At 37.2% G+C, this 530-nt stretch carries 1 pseudogene; it reads right to left on the bottom strand.

The annotated features are described in order from the left end of the window. Positions 1-230: 230 nt before the first annotated feature. Positions 231-530 (bottom strand): annotated as a pseudogene (locus tag ACFINF_RS09595) (integrase); the annotation flags it as partial.

Here is a 530-nt window from a genome sequence, read left to right as displayed (position 1 = left end):
AGAATATCATTTTCTGTCATAATAAAATCCTTTCAAAAGTAAAAAAATGAGAACAAATCATAACTATTTATTAACCACATTTTTGTTCATTTTTAAATGTATTTTATTTATAGAAAACAATATTTTATCATACAATTTCTTATGTGATAATTTATGAATCTTATTGAGAAAGAATGAGAGACAAGAGAGCTAAAGTTATCCACAGATAATGGGGTTATGCACCCCATATCTTAAGATTGACCGGTGACATAAGCCGCCCATTTATCCATATAGACACGGCGCTGTTCTAGATAGTCAGTACGACGATAGGCACGCTCTACTTTACCGCCTACCGTATGACTTAGAATGGTTTCAGCGACCTCATAGGGGGCATCGGTTGTTTCAGCGAGCCAATTGCGTAAACTAGAGCGAAAACCATGGGGGCAGGCTTCAATTTTATTTTTTCTCATATACGTAGCCATACATTTCTCAGCGAGGGGACCACGACCTCTAGCAGAAAAAAAGAAATCATTACGAGAGAGCAAGCGCGC

The organism is Bartonella sp. TS25HLJMH (assembly GCF_042193505.1).
GTDB classification, from domain to species: domain Bacteria; phylum Pseudomonadota; class Alphaproteobacteria; order Rhizobiales; family Rhizobiaceae; genus Bartonella; species Bartonella grahamii.
The sequence above is the reverse complement of the archived record's forward strand: the minus strand, read 5'-3'. Positions and strand labels throughout refer to the sequence as shown.